The organism is Pseudomonas sp. PGPPP1 (assembly GCF_002255865.1).
Taxonomy (GTDB): domain Bacteria; phylum Pseudomonadota; class Gammaproteobacteria; order Pseudomonadales; family Pseudomonadaceae; genus Aquipseudomonas; species Aquipseudomonas cremoris.
In genome coordinates, this window is record NZ_NKIG01000002.1 from 172,644 (window position 1) to 195,090 (window position 22,447).

General features: G+C 60.1%; 26 protein-coding genes. 13 read left to right on the plus strand and 13 right to left on the minus strand.

What is annotated here, in order from left to right; genetic code table 11:
* The first annotated feature begins 92 nt into the window (after positions 1–92).
* The 7 genes from CFE47_RS05370 (at position 93) to CFE47_RS05400 (ending at position 10,047) form a co-directional block, all read left to right on the plus strand.
* A complete protein-coding gene (locus CFE47_RS05370) occupies positions 93–1,505 on the plus strand; it encodes a lytic transglycosylase domain-containing protein (RefSeq protein ID WP_185708985.1) in 1,413 nt (470 codons plus the stop codon).
* 235 nt (positions 1,506–1,740) lie between these two features.
* A complete protein-coding gene (locus CFE47_RS05375) occupies positions 1,741–3,570 on the plus strand; it encodes an extracellular solute-binding protein (protein ID WP_286835824.1) in 1,830 nt (609 codons plus the stop codon).
* The gene (locus CFE47_RS05380; RefSeq protein WP_185708983.1) at positions 3,567–5,399 is read left to right on the plus strand and encodes an extracellular solute-binding protein; all 1,833 of its coding nucleotides are present in this window, start codon (positions 3,567–3,569) and stop codon (positions 5,397–5,399) included. Before CFE47_RS05375 ends, CFE47_RS05380 begins: the two co-directional genes overlap by 4 nt.
* Complete coding sequence (locus CFE47_RS05385; RefSeq protein WP_017738566.1) at positions 5,400–6,473, plus strand: microcin C ABC transporter permease YejB; 1,074 nt, start codon at positions 5,400–5,402, stop codon at positions 6,471–6,473.
* 1 nt (position 6,474) lies between these two features.
* Complete coding sequence (locus CFE47_RS05390) at positions 6,475–7,494, plus strand: ABC transporter permease (protein WP_286835825.1); 1,020 nt, start codon at positions 6,475–6,477, stop codon at positions 7,492–7,494.
* Position 7,495: 1 nt separating this feature from the next.
* On the plus strand, positions 7,496–9,097 hold the full coding sequence (locus CFE47_RS05395; RefSeq protein WP_286835826.1) for an ABC transporter ATP-binding protein: 1,602 nt from the start codon (positions 7,496–7,498) through the stop codon (positions 9,095–9,097).
* 56 nt (positions 9,098–9,153) lie between these two features.
* The gene (locus CFE47_RS05400) at positions 9,154–10,047 is read left to right on the plus strand and encodes an AraC family transcriptional regulator (RefSeq protein WP_286835827.1); all 894 of its coding nucleotides are present in this window, start codon (positions 9,154–9,156) and stop codon (positions 10,045–10,047) included.
* On the opposite strand, the gene CFE47_RS05405 is transcribed toward CFE47_RS05400, so the two are convergent.
* The gene (locus tag CFE47_RS05405; protein WP_185708979.1) at positions 9,989–10,576 is read right to left on the minus strand and encodes a LysE family translocator; all 588 of its coding nucleotides are present in this window, start codon (positions 10,574–10,576) and stop codon (positions 9,989–9,991) included. The two genes, CFE47_RS05400 and CFE47_RS05405, sit on opposite strands and share 59 nt — an antisense overlap.
* 148 nt (positions 10,577–10,724) lie before the next feature.
* Between CFE47_RS05405 and CFE47_RS05410 the strand changes: the two genes are divergently transcribed.
* Positions 10,725–11,567, plus strand: coding sequence for an alpha/beta fold hydrolase (locus CFE47_RS05410; RefSeq protein ID WP_286835828.1), 843 nt, complete (start codon positions 10,725–10,727; stop codon positions 11,565–11,567).
* A gap of 10 nt (positions 11,568–11,577) precedes the next feature.
* Here CFE47_RS05410 and CFE47_RS05415 read toward each other — a convergent pair whose 3' ends face one another.
* Complete coding sequence (locus CFE47_RS05415) at positions 11,578–12,012, minus strand: winged helix-turn-helix transcriptional regulator (protein WP_286835829.1); 435 nt, start codon at positions 12,010–12,012, stop codon at positions 11,578–11,580.
* Positions 12,013–12,112: 100 nt separating this feature from the next.
* Here CFE47_RS05415 and CFE47_RS05420 point away from each other — a divergent pair, with 100 nt between their 5' ends.
* Positions 12,113–12,811 (plus strand): SDR family oxidoreductase, encoded by a 699-nt coding sequence (locus CFE47_RS05420; protein WP_286835830.1) that lies wholly within the window; start codon positions 12,113–12,115, stop codon positions 12,809–12,811.
* Here CFE47_RS05420 and CFE47_RS05425 read toward each other — a convergent pair.
* Entirely contained in the window at positions 12,801–13,685 is an 885-nt protein-coding gene (locus tag CFE47_RS05425; protein WP_286835831.1) for an NAD(P)/FAD-dependent oxidoreductase, read from the minus strand. The genes CFE47_RS05420 and CFE47_RS05425 overlap by 11 nt on opposite strands.
* Before the next feature lie 144 nt (positions 13,686–13,829).
* On the opposite strand from CFE47_RS05425, the gene CFE47_RS05430 reads away from it, so the two are divergent.
* Positions 13,830–14,267 carry an Rrf2 family transcriptional regulator gene (locus CFE47_RS05430; protein WP_286835832.1) on the plus strand — a complete coding sequence of 146 codons (438 nt, stop codon included), beginning with the start codon at positions 13,830–13,832 and terminating at the stop codon, positions 14,265–14,267.
* Here the strand turns inward: CFE47_RS05430 and CFE47_RS05435 are convergent.
* Together CFE47_RS05435 and CFE47_RS05440 are read right to left on the minus strand one after the other, a co-directional pair.
* A complete protein-coding gene (locus tag CFE47_RS05435) occupies positions 14,264–14,893 on the minus strand; it encodes a ribonuclease T2 family protein (protein ID WP_286835833.1) in 630 nt (209 codons plus the stop codon). The two genes, CFE47_RS05430 and CFE47_RS05435, sit on opposite strands and share 4 nt — an antisense overlap.
* Positions 14,894–14,929: 36 nt before the next feature.
* A complete protein-coding gene (locus CFE47_RS05440; protein ID WP_286835834.1) occupies positions 14,930–15,910 on the minus strand; it encodes a Gfo/Idh/MocA family protein in 981 nt (326 codons plus the stop codon).
* A gap of 126 nt (positions 15,911–16,036) precedes the next feature.
* Here CFE47_RS05440 and CFE47_RS05445 point away from each other — a divergent pair, with 126 nt between their 5' ends.
* Positions 16,037–16,399 (plus strand): NUDIX hydrolase, encoded by a 363-nt coding sequence (locus tag CFE47_RS05445; RefSeq protein ID WP_286835835.1) that lies wholly within the window; start codon positions 16,037–16,039, stop codon positions 16,397–16,399.
* 25 nt (positions 16,400–16,424) lie between these two features.
* Here the strand turns inward: CFE47_RS05445 and CFE47_RS05450 are convergent, their stop codons facing one another.
* The 5 genes from CFE47_RS05450 to CFE47_RS05470 form a co-directional block, all read right to left on the minus strand.
* A complete protein-coding gene (locus tag CFE47_RS05450; RefSeq protein WP_286835836.1) occupies positions 16,425–17,168 on the minus strand; it encodes a hypothetical protein in 744 nt (247 codons plus the stop codon).
* A gap of 108 nt (positions 17,169–17,276) precedes the next feature.
* Positions 17,277–17,771, minus strand: a complete 495-nt coding sequence (locus CFE47_RS05455; protein ID WP_286835837.1) for a periplasmic heavy metal sensor — start codon at positions 17,769–17,771, stop codon at positions 17,277–17,279.
* Positions 17,768–18,199 carry a hypothetical protein gene (locus tag CFE47_RS05460; protein WP_286835838.1) on the minus strand — a complete coding sequence of 144 codons (432 nt, stop codon included), beginning with the start codon at positions 18,197–18,199 and terminating at the stop codon, positions 17,768–17,770. The genes CFE47_RS05455 and CFE47_RS05460 overlap by 4 nt, the downstream gene beginning before the upstream one ends.
* Positions 18,196–18,774, minus strand: coding sequence for an RNA polymerase sigma factor (locus tag CFE47_RS05465; protein WP_286835839.1), 579 nt, complete (start codon positions 18,772–18,774; stop codon positions 18,196–18,198). The genes CFE47_RS05460 and CFE47_RS05465 overlap by 4 nt, the downstream gene beginning before the upstream one ends.
* Positions 18,775–18,811: 37 nt before the next feature.
* Positions 18,812–19,123: a YXWGXW repeat-containing protein gene (locus CFE47_RS05470; protein WP_185708967.1), complete on the minus strand. Its 312-nt coding sequence runs from the start codon at positions 19,121–19,123 to the stop codon at positions 18,812–18,814.
* Between the two features lie 226 nt (positions 19,124–19,349).
* Between CFE47_RS05470 and CFE47_RS05475 the strand changes: the two genes are divergently transcribed.
* Positions 19,350–19,490 (plus strand): hypothetical protein, encoded by a 141-nt coding sequence (locus tag CFE47_RS05475; RefSeq protein ID WP_185708966.1) that lies wholly within the window; start codon positions 19,350–19,352, stop codon positions 19,488–19,490.
* On the opposite strand, the gene CFE47_RS05480 is transcribed toward CFE47_RS05475, so the two are convergent.
* Positions 19,487–19,735, minus strand: coding sequence for a DUF1652 domain-containing protein (locus tag CFE47_RS05480; RefSeq protein ID WP_286835840.1), 249 nt, complete (start codon positions 19,733–19,735; stop codon positions 19,487–19,489). The two genes, CFE47_RS05475 and CFE47_RS05480, sit on opposite strands and share 4 nt — an antisense overlap.
* Before the next feature lie 244 nt (positions 19,736–19,979).
* Here CFE47_RS05480 and CFE47_RS05485 point away from each other — a divergent pair, with 244 nt between their 5' ends.
* A complete protein-coding gene (locus CFE47_RS05485) occupies positions 19,980–20,918 on the plus strand; it encodes a sensor domain-containing diguanylate cyclase (RefSeq protein WP_286835841.1) in 939 nt (312 codons plus the stop codon).
* Positions 20,919–21,182: 264 nt separating this feature from the next.
* On the opposite strand, the gene CFE47_RS05490 is transcribed toward CFE47_RS05485, so the two are convergent.
* Together CFE47_RS05490 and CFE47_RS05495 are read right to left on the minus strand one after the other, a co-directional pair.
* Positions 21,183–21,440 carry a hypothetical protein gene (locus CFE47_RS05490; protein WP_185708963.1) on the minus strand — a complete coding sequence of 86 codons (258 nt, stop codon included), beginning with the start codon at positions 21,438–21,440 and terminating at the stop codon, positions 21,183–21,185.
* 92 nt (positions 21,441–21,532) lie between these two features.
* A complete protein-coding gene (locus tag CFE47_RS05495) occupies positions 21,533–22,441 on the minus strand; it encodes a helix-turn-helix transcriptional regulator (RefSeq protein WP_286835842.1) in 909 nt (302 codons plus the stop codon).
* Positions 22,442–22,447: the final 6 nt, after the last annotated feature.

Below are 22,447 nucleotides of genomic sequence, written 5' to 3' on the forward strand. Positions count from 1 at the left end.
GCAATCTGATACGTATTTTCTGAATGGTTGACCGGAACCAAAGTGCTTTCTAGAATCGCCCGACATTTTTGCCCGGAACTTACTTCCAGCCAATGTCGTCATCTATTCGTAAATCCAACCATTCAGACGCATTGACCCGCCTGGCTCAAGCTGTGGCGGTGGCTGTGTCCGCGACTCTGGCGGGCTGCCAATCGACAAATTTCGCTGCACAATCCACCGTGCAACCCAAACCCAATCTTGCCGCCAAGATCAAGCAAAAACCTATTTGGCTCTCAGAGAAGCCCAGCCCCGAAATACCCCAGGATGTCTGGGAGCGCATGCGTCGGGGCTTTCAATTGCAGGACGGTCTGGGCGTCAACCCGCGCATCGAGCAACAGCGCCTGTGGTTCGCCAGTAACCCCTCCTTCCTGGAGAACGCCGGGGAACGCGGCAGCCTCTACATTCATTACATCGTCGAACGCCTTGAAGAACGCAACATGCCCCTGGAGCTGGCGCTGCTGCCAGTGATTGAAAGTGCCTACAACCCGATGGCCTATTCGCGTAGCGATGCGGTCGGCCTGTGGCAATTTATCCCCTCCACCGGGCGCTACTTCAACCTGCGCCAGACCCGCGCCTATGATGGCCGCCGCGATATCACTGCCTCGACAACCGCCGCCCTGGACTATCTGACTCGTCTGCACGATATGTTCAACGGTGACTGGCTGTTGGCCCTCGCGGCTTACAATGCCGGCGAAGGCACGGTCAGCCGGGCCATCGAGCGCAACGAAAAGCTCGGCCTGCCCACCGACTACTGGAACCTGCCACTGCCCCAGGAAACCAAGGACTACGTACCGAAGTTCCTGGCACTGTCCCAAGTGGTGCTGGCGCCCGAGGCCTACGGTGTCAACCTGAGCCCGATTGCCAACCAGCCGTACTTCGAAGTGGTTGAAGTCAAGCAGAGCATGGACCTGTCACGGGTCGCCGCGCTGGCCGAGATCGACGAAGACGAACTGTTCCAGCTCAACCCGGCCCTCAAACAACGTACCACTCTGGACGGCCCCCAGCATCTGTTGGTGCCGACCTCCAAGGCTCAATTGCTCACCAGCACCCTTTCGACGATGAAGCCGGAAGAATTGCTCAGCATGCGCCCGAAAAAGCCGGTGTTCGACGAAGTCGAGACCGCGCGTGTTGCCGGGCGTAGCCGTAGCTACAAGGTGCGCAGTGGCGACAACCTGACGATGATCGCCAAGGCCAACAAGGTCGACGTGCATGACCTGCAGCGCTGGAACAAGCTCAACGGCCAGGCCCTCAAAGTCGGCCAGACCCTGGTCATGCAGGACACGCGCAAGCTGGTCGCCAAGGCTGACAGCAAGAAGCCGGTGCAATACAAGGTCAAGAAAGGCGACTCGCTGTACATCGTCGCCAAGCGCTTCAACGTTGAGATGCAACATCTCAAGCGCTGGAACCCACGTACTGGCCAGGCGTTGAAGCCAGGGCAGATGCTGGTGGTTTCCGGACCAAGGTAAACCCACATGGGAGTTGGCTTGTGTGGGAGCTGGCTTGCCTGCGATAGCATCGAATCGGTGTATCTGAAACACCGAGGTGATGCTATCGCAGGCAAGCCAGCTCCCACATTTGTTCTCCACATGGCTTAACGCCGGGCCAGCCCTTGGGTCGCGCTTCCAACAGCCTTTTTCCAACCGGAACAAGCTGTTACTGTACCGATCATAAAGCCCAAGCCGCCTGGATCGGATCTCTGACTTGAAGCGTCCCCTCCTTCTACTAATAAGTCTGGCCTTGAGCTTTGCTGCGAACGCGACGATTACCGAGAGCCACGGTTACACGCAGTTCGGCAGGCTCAAGTACCCGGCCAAATTCACCCACTTCGATTGGGTAAACCCTGCAGCGCCGAAAGGCGGGACCTTGCGGGTCATGGCATTTGGCACGTTCGATACGCTCAACCCCTATACCTTCAAGGGCTCAAGCCCGGTTTCCACGGCCAACTTCCTGCAATACGGCGTCAATGAGCTGAATGAGCCATTGATGGTCGGTACCGGGCAGTACGCGCCGTCCGGTGATGAGCCCACCTCCAGCTACGGGCTGATCGCCCAGTCGGTGGAATACAGCGAAGACCGCAGTTGGGTGGTGTTCAACCTGCGCCCCGAAGCGCGCTTTCACGATGGCCACCCCATCACCGCCTCTGACGTGGCGTTTTCCTATCGCACCCTGCTGACTGAAGGCCACCCGCAGTACCGCACTAACCTGCAAGAAGTGGCGCGGGTCGACATCCTCAACCCCCACCGTATACGTTTTGTGTTCAAGCGTGCCGGCAACCCGCTGCTGATCCTGCGCCTGGGCGAGTTGCCGGTTCTGCCCCAGCATTACTGGAAGAACCGCGATTTCAAGGCCACCACCTTCGAACCCCCGCTAGGCAGTGGCCCATACCGCATCAGCAAGGTCACGCCTGGACGGCAATTGGTGTTCGAACGGGTAAAGGACTACTGGGGCAAGGACCTGCCCGTCAACCAGGGTTTCTACAACTACGACAAAGTCGAAGTGGAGTTCTACCGCGACAGTGACGTGGCCTTCGAAGCCTTCAAGGCAGGCGAGTTCGACATCTACATCGAGCACCAGGCCAAGAACTGGGCGACGGGCTACAACTTTCCCGCGGTCAACCGTGGCGACGTGATCAAGGCGCAGATCGCCCACCAGATCCCGACCCAAAGCCAGGGCCTGTTCATGAACACCCGGCGGCCGACCTTTAGCCAGACCAAGGTGCGCGAAGCCCTGGGGTTGATGTTCGACTTTGAATGGACCAACCGCACCCTGTTCAGCAGCGCCTACAAACGCACCTTGAGCTACTACCCCAACAGTGAGTTCGCCGCGACCGGCGTGCCGGTGGGCCACGAATGGCTGATGCTCTCGCCCTACCGAGAACAGTTGCCGATCAACCTGTTTACCCAAGCGTTCAGCCTGCCCCAGACCGATGGTCGCGGCATACCACGCGACACCATGCGTCGTGCGCTGGCCTTGTTAGGCGAAGCCGGCTGGAAACTGTCGGGCCAGCGCCTGCTCAACAGTGATGGTCAGCCGCTGCGCTTTGAGATCCTGCTGGTCAATCCGAACCTGGAGCGCATCCTGCAGCCCTATGTAGAGAACCTGATCAGTATCGGCATCGACGCGCGCCTGCGCACGGTAGATCGCGCCCAGTACAAGCAACGCCTGGATCAGTTCGACTTCGACATGATCCTGATGACCCTCAACCAAACCTTGAGCCCCGGCCTTGAGCAGTGGCAGTACTTCCACTCCAGCCAGGCGGCAATCAAGGGCAGCAAAAACTATGCAGGCATCGCCAACCCCATCGTCGATCACCTGCTGGAACAACTGCTGGCAGCACAAACCCGCGACGAGCAATTGGCCGCCGGGCGTGCCTTGGATCGAGTGCTGCTGTGGCAGCACTACAGTATTCCCAACTGGTACCTCAACTATCATCGCCTGGCGTACCGCAACCGGTTCGCCTTTGTTACCACGCCGCCCTATAGCCTGGGCTTGAGCGCATGGTGGCTGAAAGCTTCGGAGAAAGCCCAATGATGCATTTGCGCAACGCACTGCTCGCCAGCCTGCTTCTATGCAACGTGGCCCACGCCGCTCCACAACATGCCTTAACGTTGTACAACGAACCTCCCAAGTACCCGGCCGACTTCAAGCACACCGACTACGTGAACCCCGACGCGCCCAAGGGCGGCACCTTCCGCGAGTCCAGCCTGAGCGGTTTTGACAGCTTCAACCCGTTTATCAGCAAGGGCGTGCCCGCCGACAACATCAACCTGATCTACGATACCCTCGCCACCCAGAGCCTCGACGAACCCTTCACCGAATATGGCCTGGTGGCCGGCAAGATCGAAAAGGCCCCGGATAACAGCTGGGTGCGTTTCTACCTGCGTCCTGAAGCCCGCTTCCACGATGGCCACCCCATACGTGCCGACGACGTGGTGTTCAGCTTCCAGACCCTGATCAAGGACGGCACCCCGCTCTACCGCACTTATTACGCCGATGTTGACGAAGTGATCGCCGAAGACCCGTTGCGCGTGCTGTTCAAGTTCAAGCGCACCAACAACCGCGAACTACCGCTGATCCTCGGCCAACTGCCGGTCCTGCCAAAACACTGGTGGGCCACCCGCGACTTCAACAAGGGCAACCTGGAGTTCCCGCTGGGCAGCGGTCCCTACCAGGTGGCCGAGGTCAAGGCCGGGCGTTCGGTGCGTTACGAGCGGGTCAAGGACTATTGGGGCAAGGACTTGCCGATCAACAAGGGCCTGTACAACTTCGACCAGCGCATCACCGATTACTACCGCGACGCGACGGTGGCGCTGGAGGCCCTCAAGGCCGGGCAATTCGATTACTGGGCCGAATTCAGTGCGAAGAACTGGGCAAATGCCTACAACGTTCCCGCCGTGGCCGAAGGGCGCCTGATCAAGGAAGAGATCCCGAATGGCAACCCCACGGGGATGCAGGGTTTCGTGTTCAACGTGCGCAAGCCGATGTTCGAAGACGTGCGCGTACGCAAGGCGATCAGCCTGCTGCTGGATTTTGAATGGAGCAACAAGCAACTGTTCAACGGCGCCTACACCCGCACCCGCAGTTACTTCGAAAACTCCGACATGGCCGCCACCGGCCTGCCTGGCCCGGAAGAACTGGCGATCCTGGAGCCGCTGCGCGATAAAATCCCACCGCAGGTGTTCACCGAAGCCTTCGAACCGGCCAAGACGGACGGCAGCGGCATGATCCGTGCGCAGCAGCGCGAGGCATATCAATTGCTGCAGGAAGCTGGCTGGAAAATCGTCGACGACAAGATGGTCGACACCACCGGCAAACCGGTGAAAATCGAGTTCCTGCTGGCCCAGACCGAGTTCGAACGCATCCTGCTGCCGTTCAAGCGCAACCTGGCGGACTTGGGAATTGACCTGGTGATTCGCCGGGTCGACGTGTCCCAATTTATCAACCGCCTGCGCTCACGGGACTTCGACATGGTGGTGGGCAGCTTCCCGCAATCGTCGTCTCCGGGTAACGAACAGCGCGAATTCTGGAAGTCCACCAGCGCCGACAAGCCTGGCAGCCGCAACTACATGGGCCTCAAAGACCCGGCTGTCGACCAGTTGGTGGAGCAGTTGATCGATTCGGACACCCGCGCCAGCCTGATCGCCCACGCCAAGTCCCTGGACCGTGTGCTGCAGTTTGGCTACTACGTGATCCCCAACTGGCACATCAAGACCTTCCGCGTGGCTTATTGGAACAACCTCGGTCATCCAAAGGTTTCGCCGCTGTACGACGTCGGCATCTCTACCTGGTGGAGCAAGCCGAATGTGCAGCCGCCGACTCCCCCCCAGACGAGCGCCGATCCGGCGAGCGGAGGCGATTAAATGCTGGCCTATATCTTTCGCCGCCTGTTGCTAATCATTCCGACGCTGTTCGGGATCTTGCTGATCAACTTCATCATCATCCAGGCCGCCCCCGGAGGGCCGGTGGAACAGATGATCGCCAAGCTCGAAGGCTTTGACGGCGCTACCAGCCGCATTGCCGGCGGCGGTGCCGAAGTTGCAGTGGCCGGTTCCAGCTACCGGGGTGCCCAGGGCCTCGACCCGGCGCTGATCAAGGAAATCGAGAAGATGTACGGCTTCGACAAGTCGGCGCCGGAACGCTTGTGGATCATGGTCAAGAACTACGCCCGCCTGGACTTTGGCGACAGTTTCTTCCGTGACGCCAAGGTCATCGACCTGATCAAGGAAAAGATGCCGGTGTCCATCTCGCTCGGGTTATGGAGCACGCTGATCATGTACCTGGTGTCGATCCCGCTGGGGATCGCCAAGGCCACACGGCACGGCAGCCACTTCGACGTGTGGACCAGTTCGGCGATCATCGTCGGCTACGCGATCCCGGCGTTCCTGTTCGCAATCCTGCTGATCGTGGTGTTTGCCGGTGGCAGTTACTTCGACTGGTTCCCCTTGCGCGGGCTCACGTCCAACAACTTCGACGAACTGAGTTGGGGCGGCAAGATCCTCGATTACTTCTGGCACCTGGCCCTGCCGATCACCGCCCTGGTGATCGGCAACTTCGCCACCATGACCTTGCTCACCAAGAACAGCTTTCTCGACGAGATCAACAAACAGTATGTGGTCACCGCCAAGGCCAAGGGCCTGACCAACCACCGCGTGCTCTACGGGCATGTGTTCCGCAATGCGATGCTGCTGGTGATCGCCGGTTTCCCGTCGGCCTTCATCGGCATCTTCTTTACCGGATCCTTGCTGGTGGAGGTGATCTTCTCCCTCGACGGCCTGGGCCTGATGAGCTTTGAAGCGGCAATCAACCGTGACTACCCGGTGGTGTTCGGTACGCTGTTTATCTTCACCCTGCTGGGGCTGATCGTAAAACTGATCGGCGACCTCACCTACACCCTGGTCGATCCGCGTATCGACTTCGCCAGCCGGGAGCATTGAGATGAATCTATCCCCCCTCAATCGCCGCCGGTTCGAGCGGTTCAAGGCGAACAAGCGTGGCTGGTGGTCGCTGTGGTTGTTCCTGGTCCTGTTTGTGCTGAGCCTGGGCGCCGAACTGATCGCAAACGACAAGCCGCTGGCGGTGCACTTCGATGGCGACTGGTATTTCCCGGCGCTCAAGCGCTACCCGGAGACCACCTTTGGCGGTGAGTTCCCGCTGGAGGCCAACTACAAGAGCCCGTATATCCAGGAATTGCTCGAGGCCAAGGACGCCTGGACGTTGTGGGCGCCGATTCCGTTCAGCTACCAGAGCATCAACTACGACCTCAAGGTACCGGCCCCCGCGCCGCCTTCCAGCGTCAACCTGCTGGGCACCGATGACCAGGGCCGCGATGTGCTGGCCCGGGTGATCTACGGCTTCCGAGTGTCGGTGCTGTTCGCCCTGACGCTCACGGTGCTCAGCTCGATCATAGGCGTGATCGCTGGCGCCTTGCAGGGGTTCTATGGCGGCTGGGTCGACCTGGCCGGGCAGCGATTCCTGGAGATCTGGTCCGGGTTGCCGGTGCTGTACCTGCTGATCATTCTTGCCAGTTTCGTGCAGCCCAACTTCTGGTGGCTACTGGGCATCATGTTGCTGTTCTCCTGGATGAGCCTGGTGGACGTGGTGCGCGCCGAGTTCCTGCGCGGGCGCAACCTCGAATATGTGCGGGCTGCCCGAGCATTGGGCATGCAGAACGGCGCGATCATGTTCCGGCATATCCTGCCCAATGCGATGGTCTCGACCATGACCTTCATGCCGTTCATCCTCACCGGCGCCATCGGCACCCTGACCGCCCTGGACTTCCTTGGCTTCGGTTTGCCGGCGGGCTCGCCGTCGCTGGGCGAACTGGTGGCCCAGGGCAAATCCAACCTGCAAGCGCCGTGGCTGGGCATGAGTGCCTTTGCGGTGTTGGCGATCATGCTGAGTTTGCTGGTGTTTATCGGCGAGTCCGCTCGCGATGCCTTCGACCCGAGGAAATGAGATGAATCAGGACAATCTGATCGAAGTCCGCGACCTCAGTGTCGAGTTTGTCACCGGTGACCACTCGCACCGCGTGGTGAACAACGTCAGCTTCGATATCAAGCGCGGCGAAACCCTGGCACTGGTGGGCGAAAGCGGCTCCGGAAAATCGGTGACCGCCCACTCGATCCTGCGCCTGCTGCCGTACCCGCTGGCGCGGCACCCCTCCGGGACCATCAACTACGCCGGGCAAGACCTGCTCACGCTAAAAGAAAAAACCATCCGCCACATTCGCGGCAACCGCATTGCGATGATCTTCCAGGAGCCAATGACCTCGTTGAACCCGCTGCACTCCATCGAGAAGCAGATCAACGAAGTGCTCGGCCTGCACAAGGGGCTGCAAGGCAAGGTCGCCACCCAGCGCACCCTGGAACTGTTGGAACTGGTGGGCATCCCCGAACCGCACAAACGCCTCAAGGCCCTGCCCCATGAGCTGTCCGGCGGGCAACGCCAACGGGTGATGATTGCCATGGCCCTGGCCAACGAGCCGGAACTGTTGATCGCAGACGAGCCGACCACGGCCCTCGACGTGACGGTGCAATTGAAGATCCTGGAACTGCTCAAGGAGTTGCAGGCACGCCTGGGCATGGCGTTGCTGTTGATCAGCCATGACTTGAACCTGGTGCGCCGCATCGCCCATCGCGTGTGTGTGATGCAAAAAGGTTGCATCGTCGAGCAGGCCGATTGCGAGACGTTGTTCCAGTCGCCGCAGCATCCGTACACCCAAGAGCTGCTGGCGGCGGAGCCTAGCGGCGGGCCAGCCGGCAATGAAGTTGGCCCACCGCTGCTGGAAGTCGATGACTTGAAGGTGTGGTTCCCGATCAAGAAGGGCTTTTTGCGCAATACCGTCGATTACGTCAAGGCGGTGGACGGCATCAACTTCAGCCTGCCGCAAGGGCAAACCTTGGGGATTGTTGGCGAAAGCGGTTCGGGCAAATCCACCCTGGGCCTGGCGATTTTGCGGCTGATCGCCAGCAAGGGCGGCATTCGCTTCGAAGGCCAGCAACTGGACACACTCACCCAGCAGCAGGTGCGTCCGCTGCGCCGGGAAATGCAGGTGGTGTTCCAGGACCCGTTCGGCAGCCTGAGCCCGCGCATGTGCGTCAGCGAGATCGTGGGTGAAGGCCTGCGCATTCACAAGATGGGCACACCCGCCGAGCAGGAAACCGCGATTATCGCGGCGCTCAAGGAAGTGGGCCTGGACCCGGATTCCCGGCACCGCTACCCCCATGAGTTTTCCGGTGGTCAGCGGCAACGCATCGCCATCGCCCGTGCCTTGGTGCTCAAGCCGAGGCTGATCCTGCTCGACGAACCCACCTCGGCACTCGACCGTACGGTGCAGCGCCAGGTTGTGGAATTGCTGCGTAGCTTGCAGGCCAAGTACAACTTGACCTACCTGTTTATCAGCCATGATTTGGCGGTGGTGAAGGCGCTGAGTCACCAGTTGATGGTGGTCAAGCATGGGCAGGTGGTAGAGCAAGGCGATGCCCGGGCGATTTTTGCTGATCCGCAGCATGCCTATACCCGGCAACTGCTGGAAGCGGCCTTCCTGGTGCCGGCCTGACACAACGCGGCCAGTGTGCAATGATCCGCTCTCTCTCCCGGGATGGAGGCTCCACCATGTCGCTGGAAACCCGCGCTCACCCCTTGCACTCGCCGCGCTTCTGGCGCGACGAGCGCTTGCCGTTTATTGAGGCGCGTGCGATTGCCGACGGGCGCAAGGTCACCTACACCCGGCATGCCCATGAGCACTTTTCCATCGGCGCGGTCACCACCGGGCGCAGCTATTACCACTACGGCGCAGAGACCTTCGAGATCAGCGCCGGTACGGTGGTGCTGATGAACCCCGGCGACGTACACGCCTGCAATCCCATCCGCAATGAGCCTTGGTCGTACCAGATGCTGTACATCGACACGCCCTGGCTGACCGATCTGCAGCACCAATTGGGGTTCAGCAGCGATCAGGGCTTTCGACCGTTCACCACCCCGCACACCCGCGACCCGGTGCTGTACAGCGGCCTGCTGGCGTTGTACCGAACACTGGTGGATGCGCAGGCCGAGCACTTGCAAAAACAAAGTGCGCTGGTGAGCTACTTCAGTGATGTGCAACAGCGCCTCAACCCGTGCGACGCGCCGCTGCGCGAGGTCAACCACAAGCTGGAGCGGGCTGCCGAGTACATCCGCACGCACTGCACCCAGGCGCTGAAACTTGAAGACATCTGCCTGGCAGCCGAGCTGTCGCCGTCTTACCTGATCCGTGCATTCAAGCTGTATTACGGGCTGACACCCCATGCCTTCCTGGTGAACCAGCGCATCCAGTTTGCGCGCGCCCAACTGCGTCAGGGCGGTCTGATTGCCGATGTGGCCCTGGCCGCTGGCTTCTCCGACCAGGCGCATTTCCAGCGTGCCTTCAAACAGCATTTTGCCGCGACGCCGGGGCAATACCGCGACCGGCTCAAGCCATCAGCAAATAACCCACACTGGCCACCAGCAACGCAGCCATTGAGCGGTTGAACAGGCGCATCCCCTGGGGATTACTCAGGTAGCGCCGCAAAAAAGTCCCGGCATAGGCCCAGCAGGCCACGGACAGGTAGCAGATCACCAGGTAGAGGCTGGCAAACAGCCAAACCTGCCGCGTATCCCCATCGGCCACAAACAATCCCATACCCGCCACGCACGCCAACCAGGCCTTGGGGTTGAGCCACTGCATGATTGCGCCGTACAGCATCGACGGCGCGGTTGCGCTGCCATCGGCGTCCAGACGTCCATCGTCTACCGCCAGTTTCCAGGCCATGTACAGCAGGAAAGCGACCCCGCCCCATTGGATCACCTGCGTCAAGATCGGCCAGCGCGCCAGCACTTCATGCAGCCCCAGGCCAATCAACACCAGCAGCAACGTAAAGCCGGCGGCAGCGCCGAACACGTGCTTCTGGCTGGCAACAAAGCCAAAGCGCGCTCCCGTGCTGAGCGCCACTACATTAACCGGTCCCGGGGTAATCGACGTGGCCAACGCGAAAGCGGCCATGGAAATGATCAAGCTCATTACGATTCCTTTTGATGACGCGTGAAGAAGGCCTAACGGTATAAGGCCCGTCCAAAACGGTATTGAACAAAATCACCCTTGGCCGCAAACCGCTTCAGGCCCAGTGCTAGAGTTCAACGCCGACCTCTCACTGCAAAAAGGAATCGCCATGTCACGTCGCTTGCTGGTTGCTGCCTGCCTGTTGCTGTCTTTCTCTGCGGCCCAAGCCGCTGAACGCTGGGAAACCCTGCCGCCGACACCCGCCCCGGTGGCCGGTGCCAAAACCGGCTATGCCGCGGTCAAGGGCATCAAGGTCTACTACACCCGCACCGGCCATGGCTCGCCCGTGGTGCTGTTGCATGGCGGGTTGTCCAACTCCGATTACTGGGGCAGCCAGGTCAAGGCGCTGTCGGCCAAGCACACGGTGATCAGCCTCGACAGCCGTGGCCACGGGCGCAGTTCCCGGGACGAAAAACCCTTCGGCTACGACCTGATGGCCGACGATGTGGTGGCCGTGCTCGACAGCCTGAAGATTCCCCGCGCCGATATCGTCGGCTGGAGTGACGGCGCAATCATCGGTATCGACCTGGCCCTGCGTCACCCTGACCGCATCGGCAAAGTGTTCGCGTTCGCCGCCAATACCCAGACCGCCGGGGTGAAGGACGGCGTCGAGAAGAACCCCACGTTCGCCGCCTTTATCGAACGCGCGGGCAAGGAGTACGGCAAGCTGTCGCCGACGCCAAAAGAGTACGACGCGTTTGTCGAGCAGATCAGTCATATGTGGGCCAGCCAACCGAATTGGACAGACGCGCAACTGGCGAGCATCAAGACGCCGATTCTGATTGCCGACGGCGACCATGACGAAGCGATCAAGCGCGAACATACCGAGTACATCGCGGCGACCATCCCCGGCGCCGGCCTGCTGATTCTGCCGAACACCAGCCACTTCGCGTTCCTGCAGGACCCTGCGTTGTTCAACGCAGCAGTGCTAGGGTTCCTCGACAGCAAGTAGCTGCGCTGATTCAGACCGCCGGCGCTTGGGTGACGATGTCTTCGACCTGCAACACCCGACCGTCCTCGGCCTGAATCTGCACCTTGCGCAGCGGCTTGAGCAAGCGGGCATCCAGCACACGGGCGCCCACCTCATCCGGCTCGGTGAACGCCTCGCCCCACTGCGCCAGGGTCACCAGCACGGGCATCAACGCGCGCCCCTTGTCAGTCAGTTGGTACTCGCTGCGTGCGCCAACTTCACTGGTTTGCAGCAAGCCTTGTTCGACCATGTCCTTGAGGCGAGTGGCGAGGATGTTTTTCGCCACGCCCAGGTGCTTCTGGAAATCACCGAAGCGCGTCACGCCGGCAAAGGCATCGCGAATGATCAGCAGCGTCCACCAGTCCCCCACCACATCCAGGGCGCGGGCGACGGGGCAGACATTTCCTTCCATACATTTGCGTTTCACGGTCGGGCCTCCAGAAAAATTCAGTTGCATTATAGGACCGATACGCTCAGGATAAAAACGGTTTCATTATTAAACCTAAATTCACAGCGTGGATCTCATCATGGATATTCGTGGAAAAGTGGTACTGGTCACCGGCGCCAATCGCGGCCTGGGCAAAGCATTTGTCACCGCGCTGCTGGAAGGCGGCGCCGCCAAGGTTTATGCCGGCGCAAGAAACCCAAGCAGTGTGAACATTCCCGGCAGTACGCCGATTGCCCTGGACATCACCGACCCCGCCAGCGTGCAGCGTGCCGCCGAGCAAGCCAGTGATGTCAGTGTGGTGATCAACAACGCCGGCTTCCTCAAGTACGGCTCGTTGCTGGCTGAGGACAGCGTCGAGAACCTGCAACAGCACTTGGACGTGAACACCTTCGGCACGCTGCGGGTCAGCCGCGCCTTTGCACCGATCCTGGCCAAACAAGGCGGCGGTGCGTTGATCAATGTGCTGTCGGTGCTGAGTTGGCTGAGCCCTCCGGGCGCCGGTGGCTACAGCACGTCCAAGTCCGCCCAGTGGGGCCTTACCAACGGCCTGCGCGGTGAGCTACGCGAACAAGGCACCCTGGTCATCGGCGTGCACCCGGCCTACATCGACACCGACATGGTTGCCGATGTAGAAGCGCCGAAGAGCACGCCGCAGGAAGTGGTTGCCCTCACCCTGCAAGCGCTGAGCGAGGACCGTGAAGAAGTATTGGTCAGCGACACGTCCCACGGAGTGAAGGCATCGCTGTCCAGCGACAGCCCGGTGTACCTCAACCGTTGATCAACGAAAAGTGCGTGCCGGTACCGGCGCGCACGCCCTCGCCCACGGCCAGCGCTACCGAGCCCGCAGCGAGGGACGTGTCACCACAGGCAAACACGCCAGGCACCGAGGTCTGGCGGGTTTCATTTGTGTGTACGTAAGGGCCACTCGGCCCCTCTGACAACTCGCACTCCAACTGTGCTGCCAGCGGGCTGATGCGGGTGCGTGACATCGTGAACACGCCATCAAGGTTGAACACCCTGCCGTCTTTCAACTCCAGATCGACACGCTCACCGCTGAGGCGCCGAACAGCACCGTTTTGCACACTCACGCCACGCCGATCCAACAGCGCCTGTTGTTGCGCATCCGGCGTGAATACACCGTTGGTAAACAAGGTGGTGGTGCCCCAATCCGGCAGCATCAAGGCGTGATGCATCGCCAAGGGTGATGTGGCCAGTACGCCGATGCGGCCCCTGTCCAACTCGTAGCCGTGGCAGTAAGGGCAATGAAACACCCGCGTGCCCCAGCGCTCTTGCAGGCCTTCGATGGCGGGCAATTCGTCCACCACGCCGGTGGCAAGGATCAGGCGACGGCCCTTGAACACCCCGTTGCATTGGGTGCGCACACTAAAACCGTCCAGTTGCCCACTCGCCTCCACGACGTTGTCCAGCACCCAGGTGACACTGGGGTATTCCATCAACTGGCTGCGGCCTTCGGCGGCGATGACCTCCGGTGCCTGGCCGTCCTGGCCGAGAAAGCCGTGGGAAGTGGCCGCAAAGCGGTTGCGGCGCTGCCCCGCATCAATCACCAGTACCTTGCGCCGTGCCCGTGCCAATTGCAGGCCCGCAGACAGGCCGGCATAGCTGCCGCCCACGATTATGACGTCATGCATCATGACAGTGACCCCGAATCAGGTGCACGCGGTTATCCGCGCGCTTTCACGACACACCATAAGTTACGTAAAAATACCGCGTCAAGAGTCTCGCAACTTCTTAGGTTACGAACGATACTTTCGACCGAATCGACTTGAGGTTTTTTGATGAGAAACGACACTCGCCTGTCGCGCATGCTGCATGTGCTGATCCACATGGGCCGCCACGAAGAGCGCGCCACGTCCGAGACCATCGCGCAGATGCTGGGCACCAACCCGGTGGTGGTACGACGCACACTTGGGCTGCTCAAGGAGAAAGGTTACGTGCGCTCGGAAAAGGGCCATCAAGGCGGCTGGAGCCTGGGCAAACCCCTGAGTGAGATCACCCTGCTGGATATTCACAACGCCTTGGGCACGCCGTCGATATTTGCCATCGGCCTGTCCACCGACCATCCGGAATGCCTGGTAGAGCAGGCGGTGAACGCGGCGCTCACTGATGCCTTCGAACAAGCCCAAGCGCTGTTGTTGAAGCGCCTGGGCAAGGTCACCCTGGCGCAATTGGCCGAAGATTTTGACGAGCGCTTTCGCGTGGCGATGTTGCCTTAGCGCTGTGCTGGAATCCGTATGTCGCCATCGCGGCACTGGGTTTTCACACTGCGCGGGCAGCCGGCGAACGCCAGGTCCTTGGTCAGGCACACCCGTACTTCCGAGAGCACCTTGCCTTTGCAGATTACCGCCAGCCCGTGGTTGCCCATGCGCGGGTTGCTCTCGCGAAACAGCGCTTCAATCTCACGGGCCTGCAAAGACGGCGGGGTATTGAACGGCTGCAGTTGCTGCGGAATCGTCACTACGCCCAGCGCCGCGTCAGTCTTCTCCAGATACGCCAAGGGCTCTAGCCCGCTGCAGGTGCCATGCTTGGCCCACTCGTGCTTGAGCAGCGAGCGCGTGGGGAACAACGCTGCGCCCTTGTCCATTTCTTCGCGATTAAGCTGCGACTGAGGTGAGCATGAAGCCGGCCATCCGCCCCGTGCGTATTGCGGCCACAAGCCATGCAGCACAAACCCATAGCCCTTGCCCGAACACTGCTCGTTGTTCGGGTGCGTCAGGCAAAAGGTCGGTGACCACGACAGCGACAACACATAAAAATCAAACTCTCCCGGTGTTCCTTGAGCGCGCGGAGCCGCCATTGCATTCGTGGCCAGTACCAGCCACAACGCCATCCAGTATTTCATCCGTGTATTCCTTGAAAAAGAAAAACCCTATCGCGTCTAACCCGGAACATTGGGGTTACGTTGTAGCACCTTGTCCAGGATTCGATCGGTCTTTAGCGCCTCGATCGCCAACGATGGATGCTCGGCCTCGCCACGGATATGGGCGTTCATCGCCAACACATGGTGCCACTGGATGTGCGCGTGGCAAGGCACCTCCACTACCTCGTTGGACTCGCCTTCAAGGCGTATGGGTTGGTCGTCGAAGACCGAGAACTGGATGCGCCCACGACTGCCGATCAACTCCACGTGGTCCTCGCGACGATCCGCGACAAAGTTCCAGCAGCCCATGCCCAGCGCACCGGAGGTGAAGGTCCAGCACGCTGTCACTGCGTCTTCTGCGGCATAGCGTCCGGCCTGGCGCGCGGTAAAGCCGGTGACTTCGACAATATCCCCGGCCAGGTACTGGAACAGGTCGAAGCCGTGGCTGGCCAGGTCGGCAAAGTATCCACCGCCAGCAATGGCCGGGTCGGTACGCCAGTTGGCGGCGCTGGCGTCATCAGCGCCTGCAGGCTTGCACAGGGTCCAGGTCAGTTGGCGCAGCTCGCCGATGCGCCCATCCCGCAGCCACTCACGCACTTGCTGAAAGCGTGGCAGGGAACGCCGGTAATAGGAGACGAACAGGTGCAAACCGGCACGCTCGAAGGTGCGCTGCATCAACGCGCTTTGCTCAGCGTTGAGCGACATGGGTTTCTCGACGCAGCAATGCTTGCCGGCCACCGCCACCATCAGGCTGTATTCTAGGTGGCTGTCGGGCGGCGTGGCGATGTATACCGCGTCCACCTCGGGGTCGTCGATCAGTGCCTGGGCGTCGGTGTAGAACCGGGCAATACCGTGGCGTGCCGCATAATCGCGCACCGCTTCCTCACGGCGCCCCATCACGGCCACCAGGGCCGAACCTGGCGCTTTGTAGAAAGCGGGTCCACTCTTCAATTCAGTGACACTGCCACAGCCAATCATGCCCCAACGTACGGTCGTCATCGATTTTCCTCGTCCGTTTTCATCAATCGGGCAGTATCCACATACCCACATCCCTGTGCCACAAACACTTAGCATGACAATTGCATTACACTTTTATGACATTCATCCAACTGCAGGGCACAGACGATGAAAATTCGGGCTACGGTCATTTGCGAACACGAGGGGCATATCCTCTTCGTGCGCAAGGCCAGATCAAAATGGGCGTTGCCAGGCGGCAAGGTCGAACGTGACGAGCGGCCGGTGGGCGCCGCCGAGCGGGAGCTGGAAGAAGAAACCGGGCTGAACGTGGACGGCTTGCTGTATTTGCAGGAACTGAAGGCCCGCGACACCGTTCACCATGTGTTTGAAGCCTCGGTGGTGAACATCGCGGATGCGCGACCGCGAAACGAGATCGTCGATTGCCAGTGGCAGGCTTATGGCGCGGTGGATCAACTGGACACCACCGATGCTACTCGGCATATCGTCAAATCGTTTCTGCGTCGGCTGTGAGTAAGGACACTCACCCGCACTGCTGCTAGTGGTAGCCCGCTTCAAGCGTGTCTCGCTCAAGTTCCTTTTGACGCTTCTGCTCACGTTGCGCCTCGAGCTTCTTGTCGCACTGCTGCTTGCCCTCTTCCACCGTCCCGGTATACGTACAGTCGGACATACCCTGGCCTCCCGTCAGGATCACGACTGCCACTACCAACGGAACCGCCACCACCATCACTGCAATATCCAGGGCACGTGAGGTGTGGACCTCGGTCTTGTACGGGTACCGTTGCCGCGGGTCCAGATCGAACGCGTGCAGGGTCGTCCACGCCGTGTACCGATACCCCTGCCCCTTGAATGGCTTACAGGCATCCACCGTCTGCACCGCGTAATAATCTCCTAGCCGAGGAGGCTGAGTCTGGCGCGCATTGAATCCGTCAAGCAACGCCTTGAGCTGCCCCTCTTCGGCCTGCCAGGCGGCTTCGCATTCTGGCTGGGTGACGTACAGTTTGCTGGTCTTGCTCACCGTATCCAGCCAGTGCTTGCCACCGACATACAGCCCCAGTACTCCACCATCCGGCGCGGCTTGCAGGTACAGCTCAAGCGCGCCGGTATAGAACCCACGGGTTTTGGTCAACGGTTCGAATTGTTCACTGCTCAACGGCTGGTAAAGGGTATAGCCATACACGTCGGGGCCCACGATCTCAGGCTGGGCCGGCGCGGTTGCGCACCCACTGAGTGACGATGTGATGATCGCCAGGCTCAACACACTGCACAGCAACCTTTGCATGAAACGCCCCAGGTCAGATGGGCGGCTGGACAGCCAGGCGCAAGATTGCGCCAAATCCCAGCCGCTGTTTCGGCCTATGCGGTCGAAACATTAATGCCCAACCATCTCTCAAGAACGCGGCTTGCTGCCTGCCGTCTCCATGAGCTTGTCCTTGCCTTTGGCTTGCCCGCGCAAATACAACGCATCCACCAGTTTTTGCCGATCTTCCTGGGGCAAGGTGCTGGCGAACTGCGCCAACGTCGAGTCCACCATGGCCCGCAACGCCACATCGGCTTCGCGGGCCTTGGCCAATTCGGTGACCAGCACTTCGCGGTCCAGGGTCGGTGCTTCCAATTGCTTGATCACCCCCATCCGCGCCTCGCGGCCGGCCATGATCAGCGGTTGGCTGTCGGCGCTGTTATGGCGCAGCAATTGGCGCAGTTCCTTGCGCCGCTCCGGCGGCAATTTGAACATGGCCTGGCGCAAACCGTGTTGGTTAACCACCGCTTCGGCAGGCTTGGCGCTGGCCATCCAGTGGTAGAGGCCGCCGGCAACCCCGCCGATCAAAAACACGTTGAGCAATACCGAGACAAGCAACCACGGTTTAAGGGATCTGACGGTCATTGCTCGGCTTCCTCGGCATTGACGGTGAAGACGACTTCCGCGTCGCCTTGGTCGAAGACACTGGGCAGCACTTCGGTTGACAGCATCGGCAGCGGCACGCTCATGGAAGCCACCAGCATGCCGGTGACAATCCCTGCAATGCCCACGCCCACCACGCTGGCGGGCGATAGCCAACCGGCGTAGCGGGCCCAGAACGACTTGGGTTGCGGGGCCGATTGACGAATCTGGCGGGCCAATTCGGGGTCGGCCAGCACCACTTGGTAACTGTCGAGTTGCGTATCGAGCCAGCCGGCCTCGTCCATGGCTGCACGGGCACTGGGATGGCCGCTGTCCAGCAAGGCCCGGGCCGAGCCTTGCTCTTGTGCGGGCCAGCGCTGCAAGTCGGCGCCGTAGGCGTCGGCCAAGTGAGCAAATCGTTCGGGTGTCATGGTTTTCCCCTTCCTGGGCGGGCAAGCCCGGGTGTGTCGGCAAGTTGGCTACGCAACTGGCGGCGAGCCCGCGACAGCAGGCTCTCCAGTGCCTCGACGCTGATATTCATCAGGGCCGCGGCGTCGATGTTCGACAGCTCCTGGTAATACTGCAGCACAATGGCTTCGCGCTGTCGCTCGGGCAAGGCCGCCAACGCTGCGGCCATGCGTGCAGTGCGGTCAGCGGTTTCCAGCTGTTCTTCCGGGGACGGCGAGTTGTCTGCCAGCTCCAGCGCCTGCTCGTCGTCCAACGGGCGCTCCTTGCGCCGGCGCAGACGGTCATGGCACAGGTTGAGCGCCACCCGATGCAACCAGGTGTCAAAGCGTGCCTCGCCGCTGCGCCAACTGGCCGCCTGGCGCCAGATGCGCAGGAAGCTTTCCTGGGCCACGTCCTTGGCCTCGTCGGCATCGCCCAGCATCCGACTGGCGAGCGCCAGCAGGCGCGGCAGTTTGCGCGTCACCATTTCGTTGACGGCTGCGGGTTCGTTGTTACCGATACGTGCCAGCAGCTCAACGTCCGGATCAGTGTCTTTCAATCGGGCAATTCTCGGTCCGGGGGCTAAGTCTCAGGTGTCAGCGGATCCAATGCCCTTCACGCCAGTACCAGTTGGGACCGCGTGATTCCCAGTGGCCAGGCTCCCAACGTGCATTGTGCATCACCGGCTGCCAGTGGCCGGGCACCCAGGCATAGGCACCACGCTCCCACTGCCAGTGGCCACGGTCCCAGGCGTAACCGGGACGTTGCGCGGGGATCACTTCGACACGCTCCGCCGGCGGCGCCTGGCGAATGATGACTTCAGTCTCGGCAAAGCTTGGCGTACTCACAAACGCGGCAAGGACCAGTGGGGCAAGCAAGGCAAAACGCATTTTGGCCAGGGGTCTCATGGCAACTCCTTCATGCAACGAACGAAAGTGCAGGTTGCTGATGGGTTGAACGGCGAGTGCTGAAAAAATCCGTCGCGCAATACGTGGATTTTTTTCAGGGCTGTGGTCGAGGGCAGTATTGCCCAGGGGATGGCAGGACTTGATGAAATGTTTGAAAGCCACGCGACGGATTTACCCGTGCGGCTACGTTGAAGGTGTAACGCAGGTAAACCCAAGAGGAAACATCATGTACCGCCGACTTTCCATGCTGGTTGCCGCACTGCTGATCGTCAGCCTCAGCGGCTGCATTATCCTGCCGGAACACCGCCATTGCTGCTGGCGTTATTACGGCGCGAACGACACCCCCACCCACATGGCCAACAGTTAACCGACCGCCGCAAAACCTCGGCGCCCGGCCTTGATCTCGGTACGCAGTTCACCGATAAGGTTTGAGATGGAACGGATACTGTCCAAACCCTCGGGAGACACACGGGTCAGCAGCAGGTCGACACGACCCGATTCCGGTTCGAAGATGCTGATGCGCAGCGAACCATCGATGTTCTGCGTGCAATCGCAGGCCAATGGCAGAAAACCCGAAGCCATGATGCGACTGAATTCGGCGATTGAAATCATGCTCCGCACCCTCCCCCGGGCTCCACCCAGTCGTTGTGATGCAAGCAGAGTAGATCAGGTTTCAGGGGCAATCTAGCCAATCGTTCAAAAGTGCCAATCACGCCTCATTTTGCCCCAAAACCGCCGAAACACTGGCGCCAAAAAAGCCTTTGGGCAACCTCTTGTCTGTCCGCTGGGGGAAGACTTGACTCCTGGCTCAGATCACAAGACGCTCTGGCTTTTGGCCACTCCGTGAGCATCGCCCATGAGCATCGAACCTCCGAGCCAGCCCGACAGCGACGTGTACAAGACCTTGCTGGAATCGACCAAGGCCATCCCCTGGCGCATCGATTGGCAAACCATGACCTTCAGCTATATCGGCCCGCAAATCGAGATGCTGCTGGGCTGGACGCCACAAAGCTGGATCAGTGTGGACGACTGGGTCGAACGCATGCACCCGGATGACCGTGAATACGTGGTGAATTTCTGCGTGTCCCAATCCCGTGCCGGAGTGGATCACGAGGCAGACTATCGCGCATTGACGGTGAATGGCGACTACGTGTGGATCCGCGATGTGGTGCATGTGGTGCGCAAGGACGGCGAAGTCGAGGCACTGATCGGATTCATGTTCGATATCAGCGAACGCAAGAAGACCGAGGAGCACCTGGTGCGTTTGCAAAAGCAACTTGAAGAATATTCCTACCAGGACGGCCTCACCGGCATCGCCAACCGGCGCATGTTCGACACCGTGCTGGAACGAGAATGGGCAAGCGCCCAGCGTAGCCAGTTACCGTTATCGCTGATCATCCTCGATATCGACTTTTTCAAGCAGTACAACGACCACTACGGCCACATCAAAGGTGACGAATGCCTACGCCAAGTGGCGAACACGCTGTCGAAGGCGGCCAACCGGCCACGGGATTTCATTGCACGTATCGGCGGCGAAGAATTCGTCTGGTTGCTCCCGGAGACTGACGCGGCATCGGCCAGGCAAGTGGCACAGCGATGTCTGCACCTGGTGCGCCAACAGCAGATCGAACACGGTTTTTCGCCGGTATCGAACCTGTTGACCCTGAGCTTGGGCGTCGGTACCCGAATCGTCCTGCCGGATAGCCCAACCCTGGGGTTTGTCGAAGAAGTCGACAAATTGCTGTACCTGGCCAAGCGCAATGGGCGGATGCGCGCGGAGTATGCCGAGGGCTAACTTTGACGCAAAGGTCAAATAACAGGCAAAAAAAATCCCAAGTAGCTGATGGAAACTTGGGATTTAAAAATGCATAAACCGTGGGAGGTGAACGCCCGGCAATAATAACGATTGTAAAAAGCCGTAACAAGACTATTTCATTCCTTTCGTCGGATTAAAACAGTCGTAAGTCATTCAATAACCACATATTTTTTAAGGTGGCGGAGAATATAAGTGCCACTTTTTGGTGCAACTATCGCCGTTATTTCCACTAATAAAAAGTGGTTATTGGTTTGCACTTTCCGCACTGTAATCATTTGAACCCTCGCACACCCTGCGAATTTCCGGGTTATTCGACCGCACCGAACGCGCCACGCTTTCCACTTGCCTACACAGTGCCAAGCGCTGGTTAGCCTCCTCACGCTCGCGGTCCACTTGGGCGTTGAACCGCACAAAATAAATCCCCAGCAAAACCGCAGCGCACAGCACGCCGACCACAAAGTAGCGAAAGCTGTTGGACGACGAGTCGTTTGGGGGGTGCATGATCCTGGGGCGCCCTGCTCTATCTGCGATGAAGCGCGCAATTGTATGCAAATTGAAACACAGTGATTGTCGTGGTTTTGTAAAAACCCGGACTACAACGTCTCCCCATGTTGCTGGCGTCGGAACTGCCCCGGCGCCAGGCCATGAGCCTTGCGGAAGCACCGAGAAAAGTAGGCCTCATCGGTGAAGCCGCAACGGTGGGCGATAGCGCCGATCATCTGCGTACTGTTGAGCAACAAGGTGCGCGCCAGTTGCATGCGGCGGTCAAGCACCAGCTGGGAGAAGGGTTTGCCGGTTTCCTTGCGCAGCAGGTGGGTCAGGTAGTTCGGCGAGAGAAACGCAGCGGCAGCGGTGTCGGTGAGGTTAAGGCTCGGCTCATGCAGATGCTCGCGGATGTAACCCTGCACCCGCGCCAGGGCATCCTTGCGCCCGCGTCGCGTGGCGTTATTGGCGGCAAAGGCCTGCAACGGCTCGGCGTATTGCTCACACACCAGGCCGATCAATTGGAACAGGTAGCCCTTGAGACGTTCGCGAGCGCCGAAGGTCCGCTGAGCGTCGAGGCTGCGCATGTGGGTGAGCCAGGTTTGCACCTCTGTGAAGGCCGCGTCGTCAAGGATGAAATCCAACTGTTCCTGGAAGCGAAACGGCGACAACTCCGGGGCCTGGCCGATGGGAATATCTTCCAGGTCCAACGGATCGCAGGTCAGTTGCGGCAGGAAAAACGCCTGGCTGAAATTGATCAGCATGAACTCACCATCCTCGGGATGGGGAATCACATGCAGGCGATGGGGCAGGATAAACGCCAGGGCCTTGCGCGGAAACGGGCGTACCGCGCCGCCAATATGTTGCACGGTGTCGCCGCCGAGGTTGATCTGGATCTGGAAGTACTCATGGCGATGGGGACTGGTCAGCGCCGCCCGCCCGCGTTTATCGCGGATGTAAAAGTCGGGGCGGTCGCTGCGTTGTTCCATGCCGTAAGTGGTGACGCGGGTGCCTGGCATAACGGT

Excerpts from the sequence above, each read along its gene's own strand:
- CFE47_RS05395 (WP_286835826.1), top strand. The coding sequence starts at position 7,496 with ATGAATCAGGACAATCTGATCGAAGTCCGCGACCTCAGTGTCGAGTTT.
- CFE47_RS05445 (WP_286835835.1), top strand. The coding sequence starts at position 16,037 with ATGAAAATTCGGGCTACGGTCATTTGCGAACACGAGGGGCATATCCTC.
- CFE47_RS05495 (WP_286835842.1), bottom strand. The coding sequence starts at position 22,441 with ATGCCAGGCACCCGCGTCACCACTTACGGCATGGAACAACGCAGCGAC.
- CFE47_RS05460 (WP_286835838.1), bottom strand. The coding sequence starts at position 18,199 with ATGACACCCGAACGATTTGCTCACTTGGCCGACGCCTACGGCGCCGAC.
- CFE47_RS05405 (WP_185708979.1), bottom strand. The coding sequence starts at position 10,576 with ATGAGCTTGATCATTTCCATGGCCGCTTTCGCGTTGGCCACGTCGATT.
- CFE47_RS05450 (WP_286835836.1), bottom strand. The coding sequence starts at position 17,168 with ATGCAAAGGTTGCTGTGCAGTGTGTTGAGCCTGGCGATCATCACATCG.
- CFE47_RS05440 (WP_286835834.1), bottom strand. The coding sequence starts at position 15,910 with ATGACGACCGTACGTTGGGGCATGATTGGCTGTGGCAGTGTCACTGAA.
- CFE47_RS05390 (WP_286835825.1), top strand. The coding sequence starts at position 6,475 with ATGAATCTATCCCCCCTCAATCGCCGCCGGTTCGAGCGGTTCAAGGCG.
- CFE47_RS05435 (WP_286835833.1), bottom strand. The coding sequence starts at position 14,893 with ATGAAATACTGGATGGCGTTGTGGCTGGTACTGGCCACGAATGCAATG.
- CFE47_RS05490 (WP_185708963.1), bottom strand. The coding sequence starts at position 21,440 with ATGCACCCCCCAAACGACTCGTCGTCCAACAGCTTTCGCTACTTTGTG.
- CFE47_RS05475 (WP_185708966.1), top strand. The coding sequence starts at position 19,350 with ATGTACCGCCGACTTTCCATGCTGGTTGCCGCACTGCTGATCGTCAGC.
- CFE47_RS05385 (WP_017738566.1), top strand. The coding sequence starts at position 5,400 with ATGCTGGCCTATATCTTTCGCCGCCTGTTGCTAATCATTCCGACGCTG.
- CFE47_RS05420 (WP_286835830.1), top strand. The coding sequence starts at position 12,113 with ATGGATATTCGTGGAAAAGTGGTACTGGTCACCGGCGCCAATCGCGGC.
- CFE47_RS05370 (WP_185708985.1), top strand. The coding sequence starts at position 93 with ATGTCGTCATCTATTCGTAAATCCAACCATTCAGACGCATTGACCCGC.
- CFE47_RS05485 (WP_286835841.1), top strand. The coding sequence starts at position 19,980 with ATGAGCATCGAACCTCCGAGCCAGCCCGACAGCGACGTGTACAAGACC.
- CFE47_RS05470 (WP_185708967.1), bottom strand. The coding sequence starts at position 19,123 with ATGAGACCCCTGGCCAAAATGCGTTTTGCCTTGCTTGCCCCACTGGTC.
- CFE47_RS05430 (WP_286835832.1), top strand. The coding sequence starts at position 13,830 with ATGAGAAACGACACTCGCCTGTCGCGCATGCTGCATGTGCTGATCCAC.
- CFE47_RS05425 (WP_286835831.1), bottom strand. The coding sequence starts at position 13,685 with ATGATGCATGACGTCATAATCGTGGGCGGCAGCTATGCCGGCCTGTCT.
- CFE47_RS05400 (WP_286835827.1), top strand. The coding sequence starts at position 9,154 with ATGTCGCTGGAAACCCGCGCTCACCCCTTGCACTCGCCGCGCTTCTGG.
- CFE47_RS05455 (WP_286835837.1), bottom strand. The coding sequence starts at position 17,771 with ATGACCGTCAGATCCCTTAAACCGTGGTTGCTTGTCTCGGTATTGCTC.
- CFE47_RS05410 (WP_286835828.1), top strand. The coding sequence starts at position 10,725 with ATGTCACGTCGCTTGCTGGTTGCTGCCTGCCTGTTGCTGTCTTTCTCT.
- CFE47_RS05480 (WP_286835840.1), bottom strand. The coding sequence starts at position 19,735 with ATGATTTCAATCGCCGAATTCAGTCGCATCATGGCTTCGGGTTTTCTG.
- CFE47_RS05380 (WP_185708983.1), top strand. The coding sequence starts at position 3,567 with ATGATGCATTTGCGCAACGCACTGCTCGCCAGCCTGCTTCTATGCAAC.